Raw genomic sequence first — 19,129 nt, 5'->3', positions numbered from 1 at the left:
ACCACAACGTCCCTGACTAAACGAAGATCACCCGTGGGAGCTGGCTTGCCTGCTCCCTCATTGGTTTCCCGGTGTCAGCTAGAAGAGGGTTTGGCTCGGCGGGCTTTGAAGAATTCGCTCAGAACGGCTCCGCATTCCTCGGCCAGCACCCCACCTTCAAACAACACCCGATGGTTGAGAAAGTCCTGGGTAAAAAACTGTCCCTGACTCTGCACAATCCCGGCCTTGGGCTCCAGCGCGCCATACACCACCCGCGCAACCCGCGCATGCACGATCAAGCCTGCGCACATGCTGCACGGTTCCAGGGTCACATACAGCGTGCTGCCCACCAGCCGGTAGTTGCTGATGGCCTGGGCTGCCGCGCGAATCGCGACCATCTCGGCGTGGGCGCTGGGGTCGTTGCCGCTGATGGGGCAATTGAAGCCTCGGCCGATGATTTCGCCGTTTTGCACCAGCACCGCGCCCACCGGCACTTCGCCGAGTGCCGCGCCCTGGGCGGCAAGGGTCAGGGCTTCGCGCATGAAGTGCTGGTCGCGGCTGCGATCGATGATCGCTGCAGGACGAATCTGGCGCATCACGCCACCTCGATGGCGGCCATCAGGCCGGTTTCCATGTGGTCGATCACATGACAATGGAACATCCACACCCCGGGGTTATCCGCCACCAAGGCCACGCGGGCGCGTTCGTTCTTGCCCAGCAGGTAGGTGTCGGTAAAGTACGGCACCACCTTGTGGCGGTTCGAGGCGATCACCTTGAAGCTCATGCCGTGCAAGTGGATCGGGTGCTGGTACTGGGTCATGTTCTTCAGTTCAAAAATGTAACTCTTGCCTTTTTCCAGCCTGGCAATCGGGCGGTCGGCGCAGGTCTTGTCGGTGATGTCCCACGCCTTGCCGTTGATCTGCCACAGGCTCGGCGGCTTGCCGTCATCCACCGACACCGTGCCCACCCATTCAAAATTGAAGTTGAGTTTCTCCGCAGTGGCCAGGTCCGGCTCGCTGATCGGGTTGGCCGGCAACGCGGGCGGCCATTGGCCGGGCGCGTCGGTATTGGCCACCGAGCGGAAAGTGCCCAGGCGCACCGGCCCGTTACGGATCGACAGTTCTTCACCCGCCGGCGGCGCCTTGATTGCCAGGCAAATGCGCATGCCAGGCCCCAGCCAGTATTCCTTGCCGAGCGGGCGCGGTTCGATGGGGTTGCCGTCCAGCGCGTAGATCTGCGCGTCGACGTCCGGGATGTTGATGCGATAGGTCAGGGTGTTGTCGAGGTTGAGCAGGCGCACGCGGGTGATCTGCCCGGCCGGCAGGTCGATCACCGCCTGGGACACGCCGTTGATGGTCGACAGACGCCCCGCCGTACCGCCGCGCGCCGCTTCGCGTGGAATGCTGAACGCGACGAATGCGCCGTCTTCGTCCACATGCCAGCTTTTCAGGCTGAGGGTGCGTTCGTGCTTGAAGCCGGTGGGTTCGCGTTCCTCGATGATCAACGGGCCGACCAGGCCACGGCCGAGCTCTTCGCTGCTGTTCACATGGGGGTGGTACCAGTAGCTGCCGGCATCGGGCACGCGGAATTTGTAGTCGAAGTATTCGCCGGGCAATACCGGCAGCTGCGAGACGTAGGGCACGCCGTCCATCTCCAGCGGCAAGCGGATGCCATGCCAGTGGATGGTGGTGGCCACCGGCAGGTGATTGATGAAGCGCACCCGCAGCCATTCGCCCTGACGCACCCGCAGCTCGGTGCCGGGCGCCGAAGGGCCGAACGCCCAGGCCTGGGTGAGGTGACCGGGGACCAGCTCCACATCCAGGGGCGCAGCGATCAACTCGTAATCGTGCCCCGCCTCGGACTCGGCGACCTTCCCCAGCCAGTAGCGATAGCCGCCCCCGGCGCCGACGCCTACAACGGCCAGGCCCGCAAGACCACCCAGGATTTGTCGACGGGAAAAGGATCGGGACACAACAACCTCGCGTATCAGCCGCAGGCGCAGGGCCTGCAAAGGGCGGATACGATACACCTGCAAGGGCTAAACAGTAAGGCTTCGCATTGCCACACCGTTGATTGCTGAAGCCTGATGGCGATCAAAATGTGGGAGGGGGCTTGCTCCCGATGGCGGTGGGTCAGGCAGGGATTGGCTGGCTGACACACTGCTATCGGGAGCAAGCCCCCTCCCACACTGGACTTTCTGCGTTCTTCAGGCCCTGGAGGCGGCGAGGATCAGCGCCTTCATCTCGGCCACCGCGCCTTTGAAACCGACGAACAGCGCATGGGCCACCAGCGCGTGGCCGATGTTCAGTTCGTTGATGCCCTTGATCGCGGCCACCGCCTGCACGTTGTGGTAATGCAGGCCATGGCCGGCGTTGACGATCAGGCCTTGATCGAGGCCGCACTTCACGCCGTCGATGACGCGCTGCAGCTCGTCGGCGACTTCGGTGGGCGTGGTGGCGTCGGCGTAACGGCCGGTGTGCAGTTCGATGGCCGGCGCACCGACACGGCGCGAGGCTTCGATCTGGCGCTCGTCGGCGTCGATGAACAGCGAGACTTCGCTGCCGATCTGCGACAGGCGCTCCACGGCGGCCTTGATCCGCGCTTCCTGGCCGGCCACATCGAGGCCGCCTTCGGTGGTGAGTTCCTGGCGGGTTTCCGGTACCAGGCAGATGTGCGCCGGGCGGATGCGCTCGGCGAACGCCATCATCGCTTCGGTGACGCCCATTTCGAAATTCATGCGGGTTTGCAGCACATCCTTGAGCAGCAGCACATCACGTTCCTGAATATGACGACGGTCTTCGCGCAGGTGCACGGTGATGCCATCGGCGCCTGCTTCTTCGGCGTCCAGCGCGGCCTTGACCGGGTCCGGGTAGCGGGTGCCCCGGGCCTGACGCAGGGTGGCGACATGGTCGATATTGACGCCAAGAAGAATGCGATTGCTGGTGCTCACGGAAGCGCTCCTGAAAAGGGAAAGAATCGGTGCACAGCATACACGGGGATGTCAGGGCTTTCGAAACAACTCGCGACTGACCAGCGGCTTGCCCCCCAGGTGCACCGCGAGGGCTTGGCGCATCAGGCGCTTGGCAGCGGACAGCGCGCCGGGCGCGGTCCAGTCCGCCTCGCTCATGGCCAGCAACTCGGCGCCCTGGAACAGCCCCGGCTGCAGCAAATAGACGCGCTCCAGGCCGGCGTCGACCTGCAGGCGGTACATGCCATCGACGGCGACGGGCTCGCCGTGCACGTCGTTGCTCAGTTCGAAGCCGTAGCCCAGATCGTCCAGCAGGCGCCATTCGAATGCGCGCAACAACGGCTCCAGCGGGCGGCCTTCGGCGAGGGCGAGCAAGGTGGCGGCGTAGTGATCGAACACGCCGGGGTGCGGGTCTTCGGCGGGTAGCAGGCGGATCAACAGTTCATTGAGGTAGAGGCCACTGAACAGCGCATCGCCATTGAGCCAGGCGGAGGTGCCGACGCTTTCCAGGCGGCCGACGTTCTTCAGCTCGCCCTTGCCGCGAAATTCCACGTCCAGCGCCACGAACGGCCGGGCCAGTGTGCCGGCCTTGCCGCGCGCGCTGCGCAACACCGCGCGCAGGCGACCTTGTGGCGTGAGGAAATCCACCAGGGCGCTGGTCTCGCGGTAGGCGCGGCTGTGCAGCACGTAGGCGAGTTGGCTGGGAGGTGGGGATTGGGACATGAGACGGGAAATCTCTGAAGAGCAATCGATGTGCCGAATGAACACTTATTGTGGCGAGCAGGCTCGCCCTGCGTTGGGCTGCAGAGCAGCCCCTATAAGATCAACCCGATTCTACGGACAGACCTCAGTTGCAGGTTTTGGGGCTGTTTCGCAACCCAACGCAGGGCAAGCCTGCTCGCCACAGCAAGCCCTCCCACATTTTTGGTCCAGCGGTGTTCTTACAGGTCGCCGTAGCCGAGGGAGCGCAGCGCGCGCTCGTCATCGGACCAGCCACCCTTCACCTTCACCCACAGGTTGAGCATGATCTTGGAGTCGAACAGCAGCTCCATGTCCTTGCGCGCTTCGGTGCCGATACGCTTGATGCGCTCGCCCTTGTCGCCAATGATGATTTTCTTCTGGCCGTCACGCTCGACGAGAATCAGCGCGTGGATGTGCAAGGTCTTGCCCTGCTGCTTGAACTCTTCGATTTCCACGGTGATCTGGTACGGCAGCTCGGCGCCCATCTGGCGCATGATTTTTTCGCGCACCAGTTCAGCGGCGAGAAAGCGGCTGCTGCGGTCGGTGATCTGGTCTTCCGGGAAGAAGTGTTCGTTTTCCGGCAGGTAGCCGGCGATCACGCGCTCCAGGGCTTCGAGGTTGTGGCCGTGCTGGGCCGAGATCGGCATGATCTGCGCGTTCGGCAGTTGCTCCTGCAACCAGGTCAGGTGCGGCATCAGCTCGGCTTTGTCTTCAATGCGGTCGGTCTTGTTCAGCGCCACGATCAACGGGCCGGTGACGTACTGCACGCGCTCCAGGACCATCTGGTCTTCGTCGGTCCACTTGGTGCGGTCGACGACGAAGATCACCACGTCGACGTCTTTCAACGCCGCCGAGGCGGTCTTGTTCATGTAGCGGTTGAGGGCTTTCTCGCCACCCTTGTGCATGCCCGGAGTGTCGACGTACACCGCCTGCACATGGCCTTCGGTCTTGATGCCGAGCATGTTGTGCCGGGTGGTCTGCGGCTTGCGCGAGGTGATCGCAAGCTTCTGGCCGAGGATATGGTTGAGCAACGTGGACTTGCCCACGTTGGGGCGGCCGACGATGGCAACATAGCCACAGCGTGTTGCGGTTGAATCAGTCATGGCCATTCTCCACGCCCAGGGCAATCAGTGCTGCAGCGGCCGCTACCTGTTCGGCAATACGACGGCTCACACCCTGACCTCGGCTTTTTTCGTTCAATAAGGTGATTTCACATTCCACGAAGAACACGCGGCAATGGGGCTCACCCTGGATATCCACCACTTCGTAGCGTGGCAGTTCGCACCCGCGCGACTGCAGGTATTCCTGCAGGCGGGTCTTGGGATCCTTGTTGGTGTCGACCAGGGTCAGGCTCTCGATCTCCGAGGCCAGCCAGGCGACCACCCGCTCTTTGGCGGTCTCCATGCCTGCATCCAGGTAGATCGCGCCGATCAGGGCTTCGAGGGCATCGGCCAGGATCGACTCACGACGAAAGCCGCCGCTCTTCAATTCACCAGACCCCAGGCGCAGGTACTCGCCCAGGCCGAAGCCACGGGCCAGCACGGCCAGGGTCTCGCCTTTCACCAGCCGTGCACGCAGGCGTGACAACTGGCCTTCGCGGGCCTGGGGGAAGCGCTCGAACAACGCCTCACCGGCGGCGAAATTGAGGATGGCATCACCGAGGAATTCCAGGCGCTCGTTATTGCGCCCTGCAAAGCTGCGGTGTGTGAGGGCAAGGACCATCAATTCCTGATCCTTGAAGGTGTAGCCGAGCTGGCGCTCGAGACGACTCAGAGAAACGGTCACGGTTTATCCATATCTAGTTGGTGGCACCGGCGGCCATCGACGATTGACGCAGTGTTCAAATTCAAATCCTGATAGTTGCCGCGTGAGGCCGGACATTGTCCAGGCCCCAGAAAAGCATTCGGCGCTGTGTTCACAGCGCCGCCTGTATTACTTGATCAGCCCGACCCGCGAGAAGTTCGGCAGGTGGCTGAGCTTGGGTTCCGGCCAGCTCATCCAGACCGCGAAGGCCTTGCCGACGATATTCTGGTCGGGGACCATGCCCAGCAGCTCCTTGGGAATGCTGGGATCATCCCAGTAGCGGCTGTCGTTGGAGTTGTCGCGGTTGTCGCCCATCATGAAGTAGTGCCCGGCCGGCACTTTCCACTCGCCATCGGGCGTGGCGCGGTAGCGGCTCATTTCCTTGCGGATCTGGTGCTCCACCGCACCGAGCTTTTCCTGATACAGCTCGGCGCTGCCCAGGGTGTTCGGCTCGGCGCCCAGCAGCTTCTCGGCCACCGATTCACCGTTGATGAACAGGCGCTTGTCGCTGGTGTAGCGAATCACGTCGCCCGGCAGGCCGACCACGCGCTTGATGTAGTTGACGTTCGGATCGCTCGGGTAGCGGAACACCATCACGTCGCCGCGCTGCGGGTCACCGACTTCGATGACTTTCTTGTCGACCACCGGCAGGCGAATTCCGTAGGAAAATTTGTTCACCAGGATGAAGTCGCCCACGTCCAGGGTAGGTTTCATCGATCCCGAAGGAATCTGGAACGGCTCCACCAGGAACGAACGCAGCACCAGCACGATGAACAGCACCGGGAAGAACGACTTGCCGTATTCAACCAGCAGCGGTTCCTTGTTCAGCTTCTCGACCACCACCGCATCAGGCTGGCTGACGCTGCCCTGATACGACGCAATAGCCGCGCGCCGACGTGGCGCGAAGAACACCAGATCGAGCAACGCGAGGAGGCCGCAGACGGCGACGGCAATGACCAGCAACAGCGGGAAATTTAGTGACATAGGACCTAACTATCCAACCTGAGCACCGCAAGGAAGGCTTCTTGTGGAATTTCCACATTGCCCACTTGCTTCATGCGTTTTTTACCGGCCTTTTGCTTCTCAAGCAGCTTGCGCTTACGGCTTACGTCACCGCCGTAGCATTTGGCCAATACGTTCTTTCTGAGAGCCTTGACGGAGGTTCGCGCAATGATCTGCCCGCCGATGGCGGCCTGGATCGCGACGTCGAACATCTGACGCGGAATCAGTTCTTTCATTTTTTCGGTCAACTGGCGACCTTTGTAGTGCGCGTTGTCCTTGTGCACGATCAGCGCAAGGGCGTCCACTTTGTCGCCGTTGATCAGTACATCCAGTTTCACCAGATTGGCCGATTGGTAGCGGTCGAAATGGTAATCCAGCGAAGCATAGCCGCGACTGGTGGATTTGAGACGGTCGAAGAAGTCCAGGACCACTTCGTTCATCGGCAAATCGTAGGTCACTTGCACCTGGGTACCGAGGAACAGCATGTCGTGCTGCACGCCACGCTTTTCGATACACAGGGTAATCACGTTGCCCAGGTGTTCCTGGGGCACCAGGATATTGGCGCGCACGATCGGTTCGCGCATGTCTTCGATGGAAGACAGGTCTGGAAGCTTGGAGGGGTTGTCGACGTAAATCGTTTCACCGGTTTTCAGCAACAACTCGAAAATAACGGTTGGCGCGGTGGTGATCAGGTCGAGGTCGTATTCGCGCTCCAGGCGCTCCTGGATGATCTCCATGTGCAGCATGCCGAGGAACCCGCAGCGGAAGCCGAAGCCCAGGGCGTCGGAGCTTTCCGGGGTGTACTGCAACGACGAGTCGTTGAGGGTCAGCTTTTGCAGGGCCTCGCGGAAGTCTTCGAAGTCGTCGGAGCTGACCGGGAACAGGCCGGCGTAGACCTGCGGCTGGATACGCTTGAAGCCCGGCAGCATGTCGACGTCAGGCGTGGAGCTGAGGGTCAGGGTGTCACCCACCGGCGCACCGTGGATGTCCTTGATACCGGCGATGATGAAGCCTACTTCACCGGCTTTCAGATCCGTGGTCGCGGTATGTTTGGGGTTGAACACACCGACGCTGTCCACCAGGTGGATCTTGCCGGTGGACTTGACCAGGATCTTGTCGCCCTTCTTCACACGGCCGTGGCGCACGCGTACCAGGGAGACAACGCCCAGGTAGTTGTCGAACCAGGAGTCGATGATCAACGCTTGCAGCGGATCTTCGTAGTTGCCGGTGGGGGCCGGAATGGTCTTGACCAGGCGCTCGAGCACCTCGTCCACGCCCAGGCCGGTCTTGGCGCTGCACTCGACGGCGTCGGTGGCGTCGATGCCGATGATTTTTTCGATTTCTTCCTTGACGCGGTCCGGATCGGCCTGGGGCAGGTCGATCTTGTTCAGCACCGGCATTACTTCAAGGCCCTGCTCGATGGCGGTGTAGCAGTTGGCCACGGACTGGGCTTCCACGCCCTGGCCCGCATCCACTACCAGCAACGCACCTTCGCAGGCGGCCAACGAGCGGCTGACTTCGTAGGTGAAGTCAACGTGGCCGGGAGTGTCAATGAAGTTGAGCTGGTACCGGATACCGTCTTTGGCGGTGTAGTACAGGGTGACGCTGTGGGCCTTGATGGTGATCCCGCGCTCGCGTTCGAGGTCCATGGAATCCAGAACCTGGGCTTCCATTTCACGCTCGGCAAGGCCACCGCACATCTGGATGAATCGATCGGCCAGCGTCGACTTGCCATGGTCAATGTGGGCGATGATGGAGAAATTGCGGATATGACTCAAATCACTCACGGATCAACACTCAAAAAGGCTGCAGGCAGATTGCCCGCTGAAAAATAGCCGGGAATTGTACCTGATGCTCGGGCCAGACGTCATCTTTGCTGTCCAGAACGCGAAAGGCCCCGTCAATACGGGGCCTTTCGCTTGCCGGGGCATTCTTACCCGGCGCGGCGCAGCAGCCAGAACCCGGCCAGGGCGCAGATGGCGGTGGGCACCAGCACCGCAAACAGCGGCGAGAAACCGAACACCAGGCTCGACGGCCCGAGCAGATCCTGGGCAATGCGGAAGGTAAAGCCCACCAGCACACCGGTGAAGACGCGCTGGCCGAGGGTGACCGAGCGCAACGGGCCGAAGATGAACGAAATAGCCATCAGCACCAGCGCGGCGGTGACCACCGGCTGCAACACCTTGACCCAGAATGCCAGCCAGTAGCGGCCGTTGTTCAGGCCCTGGTCCTTGAGGTAATGGATATAGCTCCACAACCCGGAGATCGGCAGGCTTTCCGGGATCATCACCACGGTATTGAGCAGCTCCGGCTTGAGGGCGATGTCCCATTGCTCGGTCGGCACGTTGATCACTTCGGTGCTGGCCTTGGTGCCCTGGCCCGCGTTGCGGAAATAGGTGGTGGTGACGTCGGTCAGTTGCCACTGATTGGCGCTGTACTGCGCACGCTTGGCGAAACTGGACGACAACATGTGGCGCTCTTTGTCGAACGTGTAGCGCGTCACCCCGATCAACAGGCCGCCCGGTTGCACGGCGTTGATGTGGATGAACTCTTCACCCTGGCGGTGCCACAGGCCGTGCTTGGCGCTTTGCGCATCCCCCGAACCCTGGGCCAGGGCGCGATTGGCCTGGGCGGTGGTTTCGGCCGGCGGCGCGACGTATTCACCGATCAGCACGCTGCACGCCATCAGCAGCAGCATGGGTTTCATCACCGCCCAGACGATACGGCCGACGGAAACCCCGGCAGCGCGCATGATGGTCAGTTCGCTGTTGCTGGCCAGGCTGCCCAGGCCAATCAGGCAACCGATCAGCGCGGCCATCGGCATCATGTCGTAGAGACGGCGTGGCGCGGTGAGGGCCACGTAGCTCAGCACGTCGGTCACCGTGTAGGTGTCGCTGACGTTGCTGACCTCATCAATAAAGGCAAACAGCGACGCCAGGCCGAGGATGATGCCCAATACCGCCAGGATGGCGACCAGTACACTTTTGCCAATGTAGCGATCGAGCTTAACCACGCGCCATCTCCTTCTGGCCACGACGGCTCTTCATTTTCAAGCGGATAGGTTCCCAGTACAGCAGCCCCAGGCCGATCACCAGGAAGATCCCGTGCACCCACCACAGGCCAAGGGTCGGCGACAGCTTGCCCTTCTCCAGGGAGCCACGCGCGGAAATCAGGATGGTGAGGTAGGCCATGTACAGCAGGATCGCCGGCAGCAGTTTGAGGAAGCGGCCCTGGCGCGGGTTGACGCGCGACAGCGGCACGGCCATCAGCGTCACGATAAACACCAGCAGCGGCAGGGAAATGCGCCATTGCAGCTCGGCGATGGAGCGCAGTTCGGTGCTGCCGAACAGCTCCTGGGTGGGGATCGCGTCGCGGTCGGTGACTTCGTCGCTGACATCCGGCCGCGCGAGCATCACGCCGTAGGTGTCGTACTTGATGGCGCGGTAGTCGGCCTGGCCGGGGCTGCCGTCATAGCGATAGCCGTTTTCCAGGATCAGGTAGCGGCTGCCGTCGGGCCGCACTTCCTGGCGCCCGGCATCGGCGACCAGCACGGAGATGCCGCGGTCCTTCTTGTCCTGGCCCAGGCGTTTTTCGGAGATGAACACCCCGCCGAGGTTGGCGCGGTCGTCGGTCAGGGTTTCGGTGTAGGTGACCCGGGTGCCGTCGTTGAGCGCCTGGAAGCGGCCAGGTTCCAGGGTATCGAACTCGGTCATGGCGTCCTGCTTGTTCAGCACCAGCTGAAATTGCATGGCGCCCTGGGGCGCCAGGCTCAGGCTCAGCCAGGCCACGATCAGCGCGACGCCGGCTGCCGGAATCATGGTCATGGCCAGCAGGCGTTGCTGGCTCATGCCGGTCGCCGACAGCACGGTCATTTCGCTCTCAAGGTACAGTCGGCCATAAGCCAGCAGGATCCCGAGAAACAGGCCCAGCGGCAGGATCAACTGCAAAAAACCCGGCAGGCGAAAGCCCATGATCAGGAACAGCGAACCGGGGTCGAGGGCGCCGGAAGCCGCCTGGGCCAGGTATTTGACGAAACGACCACTCATGATGATGACCAGCAATACCGCACTCACGGCACTCAGGGTCAGCAGGACTTCGCGGGATAGATAACGGAAGACGATCAAACCAGACACTCCAGGGTTGTCAGGCTAAGGCGGCCAAACAAGCAAGCATACCGAGCGACCCGTTTGCACGGGCCGGCTAAAAAGATGGCGCATTATCCTGTGATTGACCGCGCCTGTCACGGAGCAACCTCATGCGCGAGCACAAAGCGTGCGCCGAGGGTTGTCAGGCTTCGCCTGCGAGGTTCAAACTGCGGCCCTTGTCGCGGGCGGTTTTTTACACAGCTGCCTCGCTTTAAGCCTGGCTATACAGACGCCAGGCTCACCGACCTTTATAAGGGACCCGAACATGGAACTGGTTGTAAAAAGCGTTAGCCCCGAAACGTTGAAGACCGCCACCCTCGTGGTCGCCATCGGCGAAGGCCGCAAGCTGGGCGTCGCCGCCAGCCAACTCGACGAATTGAGCGGCGGCGCCATCAGCGCGATCCTCAAGCGCGGCGACCTGGCCGGCAAAGTGGGCCAGTGCCTGCTGCTGCAAAGCCTGCCCAACCTCAAGGCCGACCGCGTATTGCTGGTGGGCGTGGGCAAGGACGCCGAACTGGGCGACCGTCCGTTCCGCAAGATCATCAGCACCCTGCTCACCACCCTCAAGGGCCTGGGCGGCACCGAGGCCGTGCTGGCACTCGATGAAATCGTCGTCAAGGGCCGTGACAGCTATGGCAAGACCCGCCTGCTGGCCGAAAGCCTGGTGGACGGCGGCTACGTGTTCGATCAATTCAAGAGCCAGAAAGCCGAACCGCGCGCGCTCAAGAAAATCACCCTGCTGACCATCAAGGCCGCCCAGGCCGAAGTGCAGCGCGCCGTGACCCACGCCACCGCGATTGCCAACGGCATGTCGTTCACCCGTGACCTGGGCAACCTGCCGCCGAACATCTGCCACCCGACGTACCTGGGCGAACAGGCCAAGGCACTGGGCAAGGAGTTCAAGGGGCTGAAGGTTGAAGTGCTGGACGAGAAAAAGATCAAGGAACTGGGCATGGGCTCGTTCTACGCCGTGGGTCAGGGCAGCGAGCAGCCTCCACGCTTGATCGTGATGCAATACAACGGCGGCAAGAAATCCGAGAAGCCCTACGCCCTGGTAGGTAAAGGCATCACGTTCGACACCGGCGGCATCAGCCTCAAGCCTGGCCTGGGCATGGATGAGATGAAGTACGACATGGGTGGCGCCGCGAGCGTGTTCGGCACCCTGCGTGCCGTGCTGGAACTCAAGCTGCCGATCAACCTGGTGTGCATCCTGGCCTGCGCCGAGAACATGCCGAGCGGCGGCGCGACCCGTCCGGGCGATATCGTCACTACCCTGAGCGGCCAGACCGTCGAGATCCTCAACACCGACGCCGAAGGCCGCCTGGTGCTGTGCGACGCCCTCACCTACGCCGAGCGCTTCAAGCCACAGGCCGTGATCGACATCGCCACCCTGACCGGCGCCTGCGTGGTCGCCCTGGGCGCCCACACTTCGGGCCTGCTGGGCAATAACGATGAGCTGATCGAGCAACTGCTCAGCGCCGGTCAGGCAGCCGACGACCGCGCCTGGCAATTGCCGCTGTTCGACGAGTACCAGGAGCAGCTGGACAGCCCGTTCGCCGACATCGCCAACATCGGTGGCCCGAAAGCCGGCACCATCACGGCCGCCTGCTTCCTGTCGCGCTTTGCCAAGAACTTCAACTGGGCCCACCTGGACATCGCCGGCACCGCCTGGACCAGCGGCGGCAAGGACAAGGGCGCCACCGGCCGTCCGGTGCCCCTGCTGACCCAATACCTGCTGGATCGCGCCAAGGCCTGAAACTGAAGACGCCGGGGCGGTGATCATTTCGCCGTCCCGGCCTCAGGAACCGCAATGACCCAAGTCGACTTCTATATATTGCCCAGCGCCGACCCGCTCGCGCGCCTGGACTTTGCCTGCAAACTCACCGAAAAAGCCTGGCGCATGGGCCACCGCATCTACCTGCATTGCAGCGATGCCGGCCAGCGCGATGAGCTGGATGCGCGCCTGTGGCGCTTCAAGGGCGAAAGCTTCGTGCCCCACGGCCCCGCAGAATCCGAGCCCGACGGCCGTGTGGTGCTGGGGTTGGGCGACGGCTGCGGCGATCACCAGGACCTGCTGATTAACCTGGACCTGAAAGTACCGGCCTTTGCCAGGGCATTCGCCCGCGTGGCGGAGGTGGTGGTGGAAGATCCGGCTGTTCGTCAGGCCGCGCGGGAGAGTTTTCGTTTCTATCGCGAACAGGGCTATCCTCTGCAGGATCACCGGCTACAACGACTTTGAGTAGATGATGGACACGCCAAACCCGATTAAAAAAGACGACCATTTACTGGACGACCTCGAGTCGATCCGTCAACTGCTGGGTGATGACGACCTGCAGCCGCCGTTGCTGACCGAAGCGGTCATGGACGAGGCACAGATTGCCATGGCGTTCGACACGCCAACGCCGCAACCCGCTGCCGCCACAGCGGAAAAACCGCAGGACGCCTTGTTGCTGCACCTGGACAACGAACTGCGGGCCGCTGCGCAATTGATCATGCAGGACGTGATCGACGACTTCGCACCGCACATCGAAACCGAGATCAAGCGCCGGCTGGATGCGCGAATGGAGCGGTTGCTCAGCCAATACCAGTCCTGAGCTTCACCCATATCCCGTGTGGGAGGGGGCTTGCTCCCGATAGCGGTGTGTCAGTCATCAATTCATAGCTGATCCGCCATTATCGGGAGCAAGCCCCCTCCCACAGTTGATCGCGTATCCCTTAAGCCTGTCTTCGTCTCGCCCTCTCCCCTATCCCCCGTTATACTTGCCGGCTTTCCTGAATAAATGCCAACTAGGGTCCCGCCGCGCATGGATAAGACCTATCAGCCCCACGCTATTGAAACTTCCTGGTACAACACCTGGGAGTCCGAGAACTATTTCGCCCCACAAGGTGCGGGCGACCCCTACACCATCATGATTCCGCCACCGAACGTCACTGGCAGCCTGCACATGGGCCATGGCTTCAACAATGCGATCATGGATGCGTTGATCCGTTTCCGCCGCATGCAGGGTCGAGACACCCTGTGGCAGCCGGGCACCGACCACGCCGGCATCGCCACGCAGATGCTGGTGGAGCGTCAACTGGAAGCCACCGGCCAAAGCCGTCATGACCTGGGCCGCGAGAAATTCCTGGAAAAGATCTGGGAATGGAAGGACCAGTCCGGCGGCAATATCAGCCGTCAGATCCGCCGCCTGGGTTCGTCCGTCGACTGGAGCCGCGAGCGGTTCACCATGGACGACGGCCTGTCGGAGGCCGTTAAAGAAGCCTTCGTGCGCCTGCATGAAGACGGCCTGATCTACCGCGGCAAGCGCCTGGTCAATTGGGACACCAAGCTGCACACGGCAATCTCCGATCTTGAAGTGGAAAACCACGACGAGAAAGGCTTCCTGTGGAACCTCAAGTACCCGCTGGCCGACGGCGCCAAAACCGCCGAAGGCAACGACTACCTGATCGTCGCCACTACCCGTCCGGAAACCATGCTCGGCGATGCCGCCGTCGCGGTTAACCCGAATGACGAGCGCTACCAGGCGCTGATCGGCAAATTCGTCGAGCTGCCGCTGGTCGGCCGCCGCATTCCGATCATCGCGGACGACTACTGCGACCCCGAATTCGGCACCGGCTGCGTGAAGATCACCCCGGCCCACGACTTCAACGACTATGAAGTCGGCAAGCGCCACAACCTGCCGCTGCTGAACATCTTCGATAAAAACGCCGCCGTATTGCCAGCCTGCCAGGTGTTCAACCTGGACGGCACACTCAACGACAGCATCGACGGCAAAATCCCGGCCGCATACGCAGGCCTGGACCGCTTTGAAGCGCGCAAGCAGATCGTCGCCGCGTTCGATGCCGCCGGCTTGCTGGTCAGCGTCGACGACCACGGCCTGAAAGTGCCGAAGGGCGACCGTTCCGGCACCGTCATCGAGCCGTGGTTGACCGACCAGTGGTACGTGTCCACCAAGCCGTTGGCCGAGCCTGCCATTGCTGCTGTCGAAGACGGCCGCATCCAGTTCGTGCCCAAGCAGTACGAAAACATGTACTTCTCTTGGATGCGCGACATTCAGGATTGGTGCATCAGCCGTCAGCTGTGGTGGGGCCACCGTATTCCGGCCTGGTACGACGAGTCGGGCAAGGTCTATGTCGGCCGCGACGAAGCCGAAGTGCGTGCCAAGCACAACCTCGGAGCCGACATTGCGCTGCAACAGGACAACGACGTACTGGACACCTGGTTCAGCTCGGGCCTGTGGACGTTCTCGACACTCGGCTGGCCGCAGCAGACTGAATTCCTCAAGAAATTCCACTCCACCGACGTGCTGGTCACTGGTTTCGATATCATTTTCTTCTGGGTTGCCCGGATGATCATGCTGACCATGCACCTGGTGAAGAACGAGGACGGCACGCCGCAGGTACCGTTCAAGACCGTGTACGTGCACGGCCTGGTGCGTGATGGCCAGGGCCAGAAGATGTCCAAGTCCAAGGGTAACGTCCTGGACCCGCTGGACATCATCGACGGCATCGACCTGGAAACCCTGGTGCAGAAACGCACCTCGGGCCTGATGCAGCCGAAACTGGCGAAGAAGATCGAGAAGCAGACCCGCGACGAGTTCGCCGATGGTATTGCCAGCTATGGCACCGACGCCCTGCGCTTTACCTTCTGCTCGCTGGCGTCCACCGGTCGCGACATCAAGTTCGACATGGGCCGCGTCGAAGGCTATCGCAACTTCTGCAACAAGATCTGGAACGCCGCGCGCTACGTGCTGGACAAAGGCGAGGACTGCGGCCAGAACGGCGAAGCCTATGAGCTGAGCCTGGCCGATCGCTGGATCATCTCGCAGTTGCAGCGCACCGAAGCCGAAGTAACCCGCCAGCTCGACCAGTTCCGTTTCGACCTGGCCGCGCAGGCCTTGTACGAGTTCATCTGGAACCAGTATTGCGACTGGTACCTGGAGCTGTCCAAGCCGGTGCTGTGGGACGAAAACGCGCCGGTCGAACGCCAGCGCGGCACCCGTCGCACCCTGGTGCGCGTGCTGGAAGTGGCGCTGCGCCTGGCGCATCCGTTCATGCCGTTCATCACCGAAGAAATCTGGCAGCGCCTGGCGCCGCTGGCCGGTATCGACGGCAAAACCATCATGCTGCAGCCGTGGCCGGTGGCCAATGAAGCCCGCATCGATGAAGCCGCCGAAAGCGATATCGAATGGCTCAAGACGCTGATGCTCGGCACGCGCAACATCCGCGCCGAAATGAACATCGGGCCGGGCAAGCCACTCGCCGTGTTCGTCAAGAACGCCAGCGCCGAGGATCAGCGTCGTCTCGATGAGAACGATGCGCTGCTCAAGAAACTGGCGAAGCTGGAGTCGATCACCGTGCTGGCTGATGGCGCCGAAGCACCGCTGTCTGCCACCGCACTGGTGGGCGACATGGAAGTGCTGGTGCCGATGGCCGGGCTGATCGACAAGGGCGCGGAACTGGCCCGTCTCGACAAGGAAATGCTGCGCCTGCAAGGCGAAGTGCAACGGGTGGGCGGCAAGCTGTCCAACGCGGCATTCGTCGACAAGGCGCCGGCTGAAGTGATCGACAAGGAACGCGCCAAGCTGGCCGAGGCTGAACAGGCCCTAGGCAAGCTGGCGGAGCAGCATGCGCGGATTTCCAGCCTGTAGTAGGACACGCAATTGCGTGTTACGGAGGCGGGAGGCCAGAACGGCCTCCCTTTTTTGGGAAAATCACGCTGCATCGCTCTATTTGTCAACAAAAACCAACATGATGCCTGGAGCGGTGGTCGTTTAACGGGGGTAGAGCTTTGGAAGTGAGAGTTAGATTGACACCGCTAGAAAGCCTCTATAGAATCCGCCCCGGTGCAAGTAAAGCCTAGGGTTTCCGCGACGCTTCAATAGTATCGTAAGCGCTCTGTAAGAGCGTCGGACTTAGGGTTTGCACCACCTCATTCCTGAAAAAACCGCTTCCATGACTAAAAATTTCATATATTTAGATGAAAGCGGTGACCTGGGCTGGAAATTCGACCTTCCGTATCGACGTGGCGGCTCCAGCCGCCATTTAACGATTGCCTCCTTGATAATTGACGAACATAAACGTCACCTCCCTAAACGGCTGATAAAAAAGCTGTACCAGAAGTTCAACTGGCCTACTTCAGAAGAAAAGAAGTGGTCCATGATGAATGCACTTGAGCGAAGTGCCTTCGCAGAAGCTGCCAAACAACTAGCGAACGCACACCCTGGAGTAATCAGATATTCCTCCATCACGGTTTTCAAAGCCAATGTTCAGGCGCATATAAGAGCGGATGAAAATAAGCTCTATAACTATATGATCGGTTTGTCTCTTCTTGCCGAAATGGGAGCGACTGACGAAGTCGAATTTGTTCCAGACCCAAGAAGCATTAAGGTGGAAAGTGGAAACAGTCTTCACGACTATCTCCAGACCAAGCTTTGGTTTGACTGTCAAAAGACGACAGTACTTTTGACTCGTCCATGCGACAGCTCTTGCAGTACCAATGTGCAGTTTTCAGACATGCTTTCTGGCATTGTCCAGTCTCATTTTGAAGACGGAAACTCGGCTGCCTGGGCGATTCTTAAATCTCACATCTCCGTGAAAACGCTTTATTTCCCGTAATCCTGCGTTTTTTTTCAGACCGTAAAAGTTGACGGGGCGAGCAGGAATGCCCCCCCCATCCAACGCTCAGTTATGCATCAGCCGCTAAATCTCGATAGATGTGTGACAATACCTGCCACTTTTGACGCAACCCCAGAATCGACGCCGCCAATGACCGCCCCCACTACGCCCAAACCTCCGCGCAAGAAGCCCAAAACCGCCGCCACGGCCAAGCCCGTCGCACCGCGCAAAGAGGCTACCCTGCACCCGCGCAACCGCCACACGGGCCGTTACGACTTCCCGGCGTTGATCAAGACCACGCCGGAACTGGCGCAATTCGTGATCATCAACCCGTATGGCAAGGAAAGCATCGACTTCGCCAGCCCCGACGCGGTGCGCGTTTTCAATCGGGCGTTGCTCAAGTCGTTCTATGGCATCCAGCATTGGGATATACCGGCCGACTACCTGTGCCCGCCGGTGCCGGGGCGCGCCGACTACGTGCACTTCCTCGCCGACCTGCTGGCCAGCGGCAATGAAGGCAAGATCCCGCGTGGTTCGATCGTCAAGGTGCTGGATATCGGCATGGGCGCCAACTGCGTCTACCCGCTGATTGGCTATATGGAATACCGCTGGAACTTCCTCGGCTCCGAGGTGGACCCTACCGCCGTCGCAGCGGCCAAGGCCATCGTGCAGTCCAACGACCTCAGCAAGGTTATCCAGTTGCGCCTGCAACCCAACCCGAAGCAGATCCTGCTGGGCCTGCTGGAGCCGGGCGAGCGTTTTGACCTGACCATGTGCAACCCGCCGTTCCACGCGTCCATGGATGAAGCCACCAAGGGCAGTGAACGCAAATGGCGTGCCCTGGGCAGGGCCGATCCGAAGCGCAAGCTGCCGGTGCTGAACTTCGGTGGCCAGTCGGCCGAGCTGTGGTGTGAAGGCGGCGAAGCGCGCTTCGTGACGCAGTTGATCGCCGAGAGCGCGCATTTTGCGCACAAGGTGCTGTGGTTCAGCACCCTGGTGTCAAAAGCCTCCAACCTGCCGGCCATCGAAACCGCCCTGAAAAAAGCCGGCGTGCTGGAGAGCCAGGTGGTGGAAATGTCACAGGGGCAAAAGCAGAGCCGGTTCGTGGCCTGGACTTTTCAGACCAAAAACGAACAGCAGCTGTGGCGCCAGCGCTGGGTGCGCTAGGACTGAATCGCAGGCAACAAAAAACCGTGCCCGGATCGCTCCGGAGCACGGTTTTTTTTTGCTGCGTCTTACTTGTTAACAGCGTCGGTCAGGCCTTTGGCCACAACCAGCTTGATAACTTTTTTGGCAGCGATTTCGATGGCAGCGCCAGTCGAAGGGTTACGGCCAGTACGGGCAGGACGCTCGGTCACTTTCAGTTTGCCAACGCCTGGCAGAGTGATTTCGCCGCCGTTTTCCAGCTGATCGGCAACAACCTGGCTCAGTTGGTCCAGCAGAGCGCGCACGGTGGTTTTCGGTGCGTCTACTGCTTCAGCCAGGTCAGCGATCAGTTGGTCTTTAGTAATAGCCATTGTGGTGTTCCTTCCCTATCAAATTCATATGGATTGCAGAGTGCAGTGTCAGCCATCGAGCCCTGCCATCTAGGCCTGGCACCCCTGGCTTATAACCGTCGGAGATCGGGGTTATAGATGCTCTAAACAGGGATTGGTTCGACCTGACAGATGCTGAATGCACGCTTAACGCCGAGACTTGGCGCAAGACCGGGCAAAACTAGCACAGAGACGGGGAAATATCCGCCTCTACCTACCCATTTGGTCAGCTTTATCGCTCTAAACCGTGAAAAAAAGGCATATGGCCCGTAAGCGAGCGCGCAAAACACCTTCCAGGCGCCCCCCGACCAATGGGTGCGGTACACTGGACGACTTTT

The 19,129-nt window shown here is 61.0% G+C and carries 17 protein-coding genes; 6 read left to right on the top strand and 11 right to left on the bottom strand.

Annotation, left to right across the window (positions count from 1 at the left end; all coding sequences use genetic code 11):
- Nucleotides 1-74 precede the first annotated feature (74 nt).
- The 10 genes from tadA to lptF form a co-directional block, all read right to left on the bottom strand.
- A complete protein-coding gene (gene tadA, locus JOE32_RS22475) occupies nucleotides 75-575 on the bottom strand; it encodes a tRNA adenosine(34) deaminase TadA (RefSeq protein WP_209989060.1) in 501 nt (166 codons plus the stop codon).
- On the bottom strand, nucleotides 575-1,951 hold the full coding sequence (locus JOE32_RS22470; protein WP_209989057.1) for a multicopper oxidase family protein: 1,377 nt from the start codon (nucleotides 1,949-1,951) through the stop codon (nucleotides 575-577). The genes tadA and JOE32_RS22470 overlap by 1 nt, the downstream gene beginning before the upstream one ends.
- Nucleotides 1,952-2,185: 234 nt before the next feature.
- Nucleotides 2,186-2,929 carry a pyridoxine 5'-phosphate synthase gene (pdxJ, locus tag JOE32_RS22465; protein ID WP_209989054.1) on the bottom strand — a complete coding sequence of 248 codons (744 nt, stop codon included), beginning with the start codon at nucleotides 2,927-2,929 and terminating at the stop codon, nucleotides 2,186-2,188.
- A gap of 51 nt (nucleotides 2,930-2,980) precedes the next feature.
- Nucleotides 2,981-3,670 (bottom strand): DNA repair protein RecO, encoded by a 690-nt coding sequence (gene recO, locus JOE32_RS22460; protein ID WP_209989052.1) that lies wholly within the window; start codon nucleotides 3,668-3,670, stop codon nucleotides 2,981-2,983.
- Nucleotides 3,671-3,888: 218 nt separating this feature from the next.
- The gene (era, locus tag JOE32_RS22455) at nucleotides 3,889-4,791 is read right to left on the bottom strand and encodes a GTPase Era (protein WP_124422514.1); all 903 of its coding nucleotides are present in this window, start codon (nucleotides 4,789-4,791) and stop codon (nucleotides 3,889-3,891) included.
- A complete protein-coding gene (gene rnc / locus JOE32_RS22450; RefSeq protein ID WP_003188856.1) occupies nucleotides 4,784-5,473 on the bottom strand; it encodes a ribonuclease III in 690 nt (229 codons plus the stop codon). The genes era and rnc overlap by 8 nt, the downstream gene beginning before the upstream one ends.
- Before the next feature lie 147 nt (nucleotides 5,474-5,620).
- On the bottom strand, nucleotides 5,621-6,475 hold the full coding sequence (gene lepB / locus JOE32_RS22445) for a signal peptidase I (protein ID WP_057006740.1): 855 nt from the start codon (nucleotides 6,473-6,475) through the stop codon (nucleotides 5,621-5,623).
- A gap of 5 nt (nucleotides 6,476-6,480) precedes the next feature.
- Nucleotides 6,481-8,280, bottom strand: a complete 1,800-nt coding sequence (gene lepA, locus JOE32_RS22440; protein ID WP_057006741.1) for a translation elongation factor 4 — start codon at nucleotides 8,278-8,280, stop codon at nucleotides 6,481-6,483.
- A 146-nt stretch (nucleotides 8,281-8,426) separates the two neighbouring features.
- A complete protein-coding gene (lptG, locus tag JOE32_RS22435) occupies nucleotides 8,427-9,506 on the bottom strand; it encodes an LPS export ABC transporter permease LptG (protein WP_209989049.1) in 1,080 nt (359 codons plus the stop codon).
- Complete coding sequence (gene lptF / locus JOE32_RS22430; protein WP_003234122.1) at nucleotides 9,499-10,617, bottom strand: LPS export ABC transporter permease LptF; 1,119 nt, start codon at nucleotides 10,615-10,617, stop codon at nucleotides 9,499-9,501. The genes lptG and lptF overlap by 8 nt, the downstream gene beginning before the upstream one ends.
- Nucleotides 10,618-10,903: 286 nt before the next feature.
- Here lptF and JOE32_RS22425 point away from each other — a divergent pair, with 286 nt between their 5' ends.
- From JOE32_RS22425 to rlmF, 6 genes are all read left to right on the top strand, one after another.
- Nucleotides 10,904-12,394, top strand: coding sequence for a leucyl aminopeptidase (locus tag JOE32_RS22425; protein ID WP_209989047.1), 1,491 nt, complete (start codon nucleotides 10,904-10,906; stop codon nucleotides 12,392-12,394).
- 54 nt (nucleotides 12,395-12,448) lie between these two features.
- Nucleotides 12,449-12,877: a DNA polymerase III subunit chi gene (locus tag JOE32_RS22420; protein ID WP_209989043.1), complete on the top strand. Its 429-nt coding sequence runs from the start codon at nucleotides 12,449-12,451 to the stop codon at nucleotides 12,875-12,877.
- Nucleotides 12,878-12,884: 7 nt separating this feature from the next.
- Entirely contained in the window at nucleotides 12,885-13,232 is a 348-nt protein-coding gene (locus JOE32_RS22415; protein WP_057007053.1) for a hypothetical protein, read from the top strand.
- Nucleotides 13,233-13,442: 210 nt separating this feature from the next.
- The gene (locus tag JOE32_RS22410) at nucleotides 13,443-16,289 is read left to right on the top strand and encodes a valine--tRNA ligase (RefSeq protein WP_209989041.1); all 2,847 of its coding nucleotides are present in this window, start codon (nucleotides 13,443-13,445) and stop codon (nucleotides 16,287-16,289) included.
- A gap of 271 nt (nucleotides 16,290-16,560) precedes the next feature.
- Complete coding sequence (locus tag JOE32_RS22405; protein WP_209989039.1) at nucleotides 16,561-17,256, top strand: DUF3800 domain-containing protein; 696 nt, start codon at nucleotides 16,561-16,563, stop codon at nucleotides 17,254-17,256.
- Nucleotides 17,257-17,406: 150 nt separating this feature from the next.
- Entirely contained in the window at nucleotides 17,407-18,423 is a 1,017-nt protein-coding gene (gene rlmF, locus JOE32_RS22400) for a 23S rRNA (adenine(1618)-N(6))-methyltransferase RlmF (protein ID WP_209989037.1), read from the top strand.
- Between the two features lie 68 nt (nucleotides 18,424-18,491).
- Here rlmF and JOE32_RS22395 read toward each other — a convergent pair whose 3' ends face one another.
- A complete protein-coding gene (locus JOE32_RS22395) occupies nucleotides 18,492-18,773 on the bottom strand; it encodes an HU family DNA-binding protein (protein ID WP_003188840.1) in 282 nt (93 codons plus the stop codon).
- Nucleotides 18,774-19,129 lie beyond the last annotated feature (356 nt).

The sequence above is a fragment of the Pseudomonas sp. PvP025 genome (genome assembly GCF_017832155.1).
GTDB lineage: Bacteria > Pseudomonadota > Gammaproteobacteria > Pseudomonadales > Pseudomonadaceae > Aquipseudomonas.
This window is presented reverse-complemented; position numbering and strand designations above follow the sequence as displayed.